The sequence below is a fragment of the Methylorubrum zatmanii genome (assembly GCF_014845115.1).
GTDB classification, from domain to species: domain Bacteria; phylum Pseudomonadota; class Alphaproteobacteria; order Rhizobiales; family Beijerinckiaceae; genus Methylobacterium; species Methylobacterium zatmanii.
Window position 1 is genome coordinate 1 of sequence record NZ_NKUI01000087.1, and the last position, 7060, is coordinate 7060.

The following is a 7060-nucleotide window of genomic DNA, read 5'->3' on the forward strand; positions in this document are numbered from 1 at the left end:
CATCGGCCGCACCTCGCCGCCCATGGCTGCGGCGAGGTGCGGCCGATGGAGGTGGAGGAATGGGTCGCGGCGAGCCTGAGGCTGCTCGACGATCCCGGCCGTCGCCGGGAATTGCGGGCCGCCGCGGAACGGACCCTGCCGCATTTCACCCGGGAGGCGGCCGTCGTCGGCTATCTCGACGCCCTGCGGCCTTTCCTCCGTGGAGCGTGATTCCATGCGGGCCCTTCTGCGCCGCGCGTCCGGGAACGGCGAGGCCGGCAATCCGTCCCGCCGCATCGCCGCGGGATCGAGCCCGAGCGGGACGCGGCGCGCGGCCGCGAACCGGGCCAGCGCGTCGAGGTCGCCGGGCTTCGGCGCCGGGCCGTCGAGGCGGGTGTTGAACAGCAGGATCTGCCGCTTCGGATCGGCCTTCTCGTAGAGTTCGAGGAGATCGCCGTCGATGGCCACGTTGTCGACGATCTGGTTGTCCCGCGCGACGCCCGGCTCGTCGGTGAGCGCCTCCGCGAGCTTCGGATAGCGCATCCGCCAGGGCGGCGAGGCAAGCGGGACGGCGGCGAAGGCGGCGCGGAACTCCGAATCGGCTTCCGTGAGCGAGGGCTTCATCCAGGTCAGGCCGCGGGAATCGAGGGTGACCATCGGGTTCGACGACACGAAGACGTTGCGCGTCACGACGTTGTCGCTGCCGCCGCCGATGAAGACCGGCCGCTGCACGTCGACGAACAGGTTGCGGCGGATGGTGAGCCCGCTTGCCATGTCGTCGAGATAGACGCCCTTCACCTCCAGGCCCGGCGCCGGCCGGATGTCGTGGATGTAGTTCTCTTCGATGATCGAGCCCCGGGCGGTGAGATCGCGCCCGGCATAGATCGCCCCGGTATCGCTCAGGCCGTGAATCAGGCGGGCCACCTCGTTGCGACGGAACACATGGTCGTTGCCCCGCAGGAGGACCGCGTAGCCGATGGCGTCGGCGATCAGGTTGCCGCTGACCTCGGCGCCGACGCCGTCGAGTTCGACCGCCGCGCTCTGGGTATGGGTGAGCCGGGCGAAGCGGGTGAAGCGGGAGTCGCGCACGAACAGGTTGCCGCTCCGGAAGCTGGCGCGGTCGCCGCCGACGAGGCGGATCGCGGCGGCGCCGATGTCGTGGACGAGGCTGCCGGAGACGCCGCCGCCGGTGACGTCCTCGAACGCGGCGGCGCGGCCCGCCGCCCAGGACAGCTCGCTGGTGCGGATCTCCACGTCCTCGCCGCCGCGGACCACGATCAGGTCGCCGCGGGCGTGGTCCAGCCGCAGATGCTCGATGCGCAGATGGCGCGCCCCCTCCGCCAGGATCAGTGTCTCGGCGAGCCCGGCCTCGAGAGCGTCCGCGCCGGCCTTCGGCCAAGCCAGCAGCAGGCCGCTATCCCGGTCGCGCCACCATTCCCCCGGCTCGTCGAGGGCCGACAGGGCGTGGACCAGCCGGACGCGGGCACCCGGGCGGATGCCCTCGTAGGGCGTGTCCGCCAGGGTGAGGCGGCGATCCTTGGCGGAGAGGCCGGCAACGGGAATCGTCTCCAGAAGCCAGTCCCAGCGCCAGTAGCCCTCGGCCCACAGGTCCTTGTCCGTGGACGGATCGGGCAGGCGCGGCGGTCCGTCCTTGATCGTGAAACGGGGGGAGCCCGCCTCGGCGGCGGCGACCTCCGCCCAGCCGGCATTCGGCCATTGCGCCGGTCGCAGGGCGCCGCCGGCATCGAAGATCTCGGTGACGCGCGGGGCCGCATCGTGCAGGAGCCGCTTCTCGCGGAAGCTGCGGTCCCGGCGCAGGGCCTCTGGCAGGCGGTAGGCGCGCACCGAGCGGCGGGCGGCCTCGGGCAGCTTCTCGCGCAGGCGCGGGGGGAGCGTCGTCGGTGCCAGGGGGACGCTGCCGGTGAGCCGGCTCGATCCGTCGGGGGCGCCGCGCAGGATCAGCGGGGCGGCGGCGGTGCCGGCATGGCCGGGGCCGATCCGCACCGGTTCCGCGACCCGGTGGATTCCCGGCTCCAGCTCGATCACGATGGCGCGCGCCTCCCCCTGCCGGCGCAGGCCGGCGACGCGGGCGAGGGCCTGGGGCAGGTCGGCGAAGCGGTGGGCTGCGCCGTTCCCGGCCGGCGCCGCCCCGGTCGGTGAAACCCGCAGGACCAGGGGCGCCTCCGCTCCCCGCGCCGGCCCCGCGAGGCCGACGAGAAGGTTCAAGACGAGGACGGCGGGAAGGCGTGACCGGCCGAGGCTCACGCCTCGGAATCCGCGTCGGTCATCACGAGATGGGCCCGGGGCTCGCGGCCGATGGCGTCGAGCGCCCGCCGCAGCCGGGCGACGCTGCTGCGGGCGGCGCTCGCCGTCAGCAGCAGGGCCGGGAAGCGCTCGTCCTGGGCGATGCGCTCCGCGGCGACATCGGTGCCGATCAGTCCGATATCGACGAAGACCGAATCGAAGGTGGTGGCGGCCGAGAGGATCGCGCCGGCATAGGCGGTGGTGCCAAGGCGCAGGGCCTCCTCGTCGAAGGGCAGAACCTTGACCCCGGACGGCCCGTCCACGAGCGTGCCGCTGAAGCCGGTCTGGGTCCGCAGCACCTCGGCGATCCCGCGCCGCGCCCGCAGGCGGAGATCGCCCGAGAGGACCGCGGCCGGGTCGGCATCGACGAGGAGCACCCGCTGGCCGTCGAGGGCGGCCGAGACGGCGAGGCTGCGCGCCAGTTCCGACTTGCCGACCCGGTCGTCCGCCGAGGTGACGAGGACGATGGTCGGCCGCGTCGTCCCGAAATCGCGCTGCAGCCGGCTGCCGAGGCGGGCCACGGCCACATCGTAGGCGGTGTCGGCGCGCAGGGCCTTGCCGTCACCCCGGATCCCCGCCTTCTTCGGCAGGGTGGCGACGACCGGCAGGCCGGCGATCTGCTGGAGCCGGCGGCGTGAACCGATCCGGCCCGCCGCCGGCACGGCCAGCAGGGCGAGGGCCACGCCGATGCCGAGCCCGGCCGCCAGGGCCGCCGCGAAGACCAGGGCGGCCGGCGGGCCGAGCCGCCGCGCCGGCAGCGAGGCGGGTGAGATGATGCGCGCGGAGGAGGTGTCGAGGCGCTGCTGCTCCTGCAGCTCGCGGGCGCGGACGAGGAAGGACTCGTAGACCGCGCGGCTCGCCTCGACCTGGCGCTCCAGTTCACGCAGGCGCACGAAGCTCTTGTCGACGGACAGGGCCTCGTTCTTGCGGCTCTCCAGGGTCGCGGCCAGGGAGGCCTCGTTGGCCTGGGCCGACTTGTAATCGTTGCGGGTGGCGGCGGCGATGCGCCGGATCTCGGCCTCGATCTGGCTGCGCAGGCTCTGCACCTGAAGCTCGCTGGTGCGCAGGGTCGGATGCCGGGGGCCGAGATTGGCCACCGTGTCGGCGCGGGCCGCCTCGACCTGGGCGAGCTGGGCGCGCAGCTGCGCGATGGTCGAGGACTGGACGATCTCGGTCACCGAATTGAGGTCGGCCCGCCCATTGGTCACCGCCTCGATCTGGGAGAGCCGGCCGCGCAGTTCGGCGACCCGGGCGCGGGCGGCGCCGAGCTGCTGGTTGAGCTGGGTCAGGGTCTGCTCGCTGACGAGCTGGCCGCGGGTGCCGACGAGGTTGTTGGCGGCGCGGAATTGCTGGGCCTTGTCCTCGGCCCGCCGCAGGCTGTCCTGCAGCTCGCCGAGCCGGCCGGACAGGGCTTCCCCGGCCTTGCGGGTGATCTGGGCCTGCGCCTCCGAGACGGTGTCAAGATAGGTCTCGGCGATGGCCTGGGTCAGGTCGGCGGCCTTCTGCCGGCTCTCGCTGGTGACGCTCAGCTCGACGACGAAGCTGCGCTCCAGGCGCCGGGCGACGGTGCGGTCGCGCAGGGCCCGCAGCGCGGTGAGGGTGTCGTCCGCCGCCGCGCCGCCGGAGGCTCCGAACAGAGAGGACAGGCTGCCTCTTGCCTTGTCCAGCAGGGAGGCCGGACGGACGAATTCCGGATCCCGATCGAGCTTGAACCGCTCGACGACGCGCCGCAGCACCTCGTCGGAGATCAGGACGCGGATCTGGCTGTCGACCAGCAGCAGGCTCGCATCGCTCGCCTGATCCGACGGCGTCACGCCGTCCTTGACCACATGGAGGCCGCGGGGATCCATCAGGATCTGCGTCACGGCGGCGTATTGCGACGGGACGAGGACGAGCCAAGCCAGGGCCGCCAGCAGGAACAGCGGCGCCGGTGCGAGCACGAGCTTCCAGCGCGCGCGCAGGGCCCGCCGGATCTCGCGGGGATCGAGGAACCAGGGTTCGGGCGTCGCGTCGGGCCTGCCCGGCTCGGCGCCGACGAAGAATCGCGAGGGCATCCGCTCGACCATCGTCATCGCACAACTCTTCCACACGGGTCGGCCGCGGGCCGGATCGATCCGCGACGGGCGTTCCGGGCCGGGGAGCCCGTCCCGGAACGGAGCGTCCGGGGCCGTTCCGTCCCGCTTCGGGACATCGGTGGCCGGCCGGATGTTCGTTCGGCCGTCATGGTTCAAGACGCGCGCCACACGGTCGCCGCCCGGGGATGGGCGAAGACCGGGGCGGCTTCAGGCGCGGCCGAACTTACCGGGGCGCGGGAGAGGGCGCCGATGCGGGCATAGGCCAGGAGCGCCACGAAGGTGAGGACGTGGAGGTTCCAGTCCTGGAAGATGCCCTGCGTCGTCATGCCGTTGAGGATCAGGAAGAACACGCAGGTGGCGACGAGGCGGCGCCCGGCGCGGTCGAGCTTCCGGCTCCATTGCACGGCGCTGGTCAGCACCACGGCGCAGAAGCAGAGCCCGATCAGCCCCGTCCCCGCCCAGGCGCTCAGGAACATGTTGTGCGAGCTCTGGATCGCCATCCCCTCCGGGCCGAGGGCGTCCATATAGGCGGCGGGCGGCACGAGGAGCTGGATGAAGCGGTCCGCGGCCGAGAAGCCGGAGCCCACCAGATGGTCCTTGGTCCCCTCGATGAAGAGCGGCCAGAAGGTGCCGCGCCCGGTGGCGCCGGCCAGTTCCTCCGCCGGCTTCTGGAGCGCCACCGAGATGAGATCCAGCAGGCCCGGAAAGGCGGAGAGGCCGAGCATCAGCACCACGAAGACCACGAAGATCAGGGCGAACAGGACGAGGCCGAGGATGCGCAGCCGCCGGTGCGGGGAGGCCACCATCATTCCCGGCGCCGCCGCGACGAGGGCGCCGGTGCTCGCCGCCGAGCCTGCGATGACGAAGCCGATGAGGGCGAGGAGCAGGTGGGCGCCCCGGTGGCGCACCCTCTCGTCGAAGATCACCAGAAAGGCGTGCGCGGCGCACAGGAACGGGACGATGTTGTGCTTGGCCGACGAGAACACGATCCCGCTCGCGAGGTTCTCGAGGATGATCGGCGTGACGGCCACCAGCCAGACCACCGTGAACAGCGCGAACAGGTTGGCGAGGCGATGCTCGATATCGGCCCGGTCGAAGATCAGGATCACGGCGAGATAGAAGATCGTCAGCTCGACCGTCCGGTAGGCGGTGTAGATCGGCACGATCGACCACGCGGTGCTGAGCCCGTTCACGACGATCATCAGCGTGAACGGCAGATACGGCATCGCGAACGGCACCAGCAGGATCCGCCGGTCGGCGGCGACGCGGACGACGAGATAGAGCCCGGTCAGACCCGTCAGCACGAGGGTGACGATGTTGGAGGCGGTCAGGCCCTCTTCCAGCACGGCGTTGCCGTCCTCACGCGGGACGTTGAACACCAGGGGCATCAGCGCGAAGGCCGCCACCAGGATGAACGGCACCGCCAGGGGAGCGTTCAGCGGACCCATCTCGGTCGCCAGATTGTGGCGCGCCACGGGGTAGAGCAGAACGAACCAGACCACCACGGCGACAACCAGGAGGAAGCTCAGCATTCCGGCGGTTCCGCGAGGGAGACCCTCGACCTTCGTTGAACGGGGAGGAAGCCGAACTCGTGCCGCACCGATCCCCCGCGGGCCAACACTTCGTGATGGATTGGTTTATGGCGTATTTCGGGCCCGGACTGGCTTGACCCGGCACATTCCCGCCGAGCGCGACACTCCGTCAATACTGTGCCGCCCGTTCCCGGCTGGAACGGCCCTCATTCCCGTGGAGAAGCGTCGCCTGCACTGGGGTATGGGGAAATCGACAGCCTGGCGCCGCAGGTTGCCCGGCCTTCCGTCCCATCGACGGGGTGGCGGTCAGGCCGGCTGCAAGCCGCGCCCGCGCGGCGCGTCCGTCAGGCGCGCCTTCAATTCCCGCCGCAGCAGCCCGGCGAGAACGAGGCAGACCATCACTTCCGTCGTGATCGCCACGCCGAGCAGGCCCTCGATCCCGAACCAGCGCACCGCCGGATAGATCAGCGCGAGGTTGAGGCAGGCGGCCGAGGCGGTAGCGGCGAAGACGGCGCCGGTGCGCTCGATGGCCCGGAACGCGCAGATCTGCGCGAAGGACACGAGCGAGACCGGAAACAGCAGGGAGTACCACGCCACCACCCAGGCATAGGCGACGATGTCCGGCCCGAAGGCCAGCGCCAGCAGGCTCTTGCCCGAGATGGCCAGCAGCCCCGTCGTGGTCAGGCCGCCGGCGAAGCCGATGGTGGCGGTGACGACGATGACCGGCAGCAGGCCGTCGAGGCCGCGCTCGGCCAGCGCCCGGCCGGCGATCGGCGGGACGGTGTTCTCGAGCGCGTCGCGGACGAGGTTGAGCATGCCGAGGATGCTTTGCGCCGCGCGCAGCACGCCGATCAGCGTGACGCCGAGCAGTGCCCCGGCCACCAGCAGGCCGCCATAGCCGATCAGCCATTGCATCAGCCCGGTCAGCACCAGCCAGCGCCCGGAATGCCATTGCCGGCCGGTCACCTCGCGGAACAGGCCCGGCCGCCAGGCCAGCGCGCCGCGGAAGGGGATGGCGCTGAGCCAGGACAGGGCGGCCGAGGCGGCGATGACCTGCAGGGCGGTGGCCGGACCGAGGGCCTGCATCCGGCTCAAGGTCACCAGCGCGGCGAGCTTGACCCCCTGGTTGAGCGCGTCGATCCCGAGCACGGCCCGCGGCCGGCCGCGGGC

General features: G+C 71.9%; 4 protein-coding genes. All 4 read right to left on the reverse strand.

Going from position 1 to position 7060, the window contains the following annotated elements:
• Positions 1 to 2244 (reverse strand): right-handed parallel beta-helix repeat-containing protein (locus MZTS_RS11645; RefSeq protein ID WP_343068730.1); only part of this gene is annotated, 2244 nt, incomplete at its 3' end.
• On the reverse strand, positions 2241 to 4355 hold the full coding sequence (locus MZTS_RS11650; protein WP_192283955.1) for a GumC family protein: 2115 nt from the start codon (positions 4353 to 4355) through the stop codon (positions 2241 to 2243). The genes MZTS_RS11645 and MZTS_RS11650, both read right to left, overlap by 4 nt.
• A gap of 155 nt (positions 4356 to 4510) precedes the next feature.
• Positions 4511 to 5890: an O-antigen ligase family protein gene (locus MZTS_RS11655; RefSeq protein ID WP_192283956.1), complete on the reverse strand. Its 1380-nt coding sequence runs from the start codon at positions 5888 to 5890 to the stop codon at positions 4511 to 4513.
• A 306-nt stretch (positions 5891 to 6196) separates the two neighbouring features.
• Positions 6197 to 7060, reverse strand: an 864-nt coding sequence (locus MZTS_RS11660) for a lipopolysaccharide biosynthesis protein (RefSeq protein WP_192283957.1), incomplete at its 5' end; no start/stop codon positions are given.